The sequence below is a fragment of the Streptococcus mitis genome, assembly GCF_003942865.1.
Lineage (GTDB): Bacteria > Bacillota > Bacilli > Lactobacillales > Streptococcaceae > Streptococcus > Streptococcus mitis_BI.
Window position 1 is genome coordinate 1 of sequence record NZ_RJNZ01000032.1, and the last position, 705, is coordinate 705.

The 705-nt window shown below is 45.0% G+C and carries 1 pseudogene; it reads left to right on the plus strand.

Features of this window, described 5'->3' with window-relative positions:
• Positions 1-705: pseudogene (locus D8845_RS10150) on the plus strand (hypothetical protein); the annotation flags it as partial.

Here is a 705-nt window from a genome sequence, read left to right on the forward strand (position 1 = left end):
AAACCAAACGCAGGTGATGACATTGTTAAACCAGCAGATAAGACAGTAGTAGCGAATCCAGAAAAACTTACAGATGCTGAGAAGAAAGCGATCGAAGATAAAGTTAAAGCTGTAAATCCAGGTGCAACNGTAGTNGTAGANGANAAAGGCAGTGCGACAGTCACAACCCCAGCAGGTAAGACAGCAGTTATCCCAGCGTCAGACTTGACTAAGTCAGCAGCAGATGCAGCTAAACCAAACGCAGGCAATGACATCGTTAAACCAGCAGATAAGACAGTAGTAGCAAATCCAGAAGCTCTCACTCCAGAAGAGAAGAAAGCGATCGAAGATAAAGTTAAAGCTGTAAATCCAGGTGCAACTGTAGTAGTAGACGATAAAGGCAATGCGACAGTCACAACCCCAGCAGGTAAGACAGCAGTTATCCCAGCAGCGGACTTGACTAAGTCAGCAGCAGACGCAGCTAAACCAAACGCAGGTGATGACATTGTTAAACCAGCAGATAAGACAGTAGTAGCNAATCCAGAAAAACTTACAGATGCTGAGAAGAAAGCGATCGAAGATAAAGTTAAAGCTGTAAATCCAGGTGCAACAGTAGTTGTAGATGACAAAGGCAATGCGACAGTCACAACCCCAGCAGGTAAGACAGCAGTTATCCCAGCGTCAGACTTGACTAAGTCAGCAGCAGACGCAGCTAAACCAAATGCA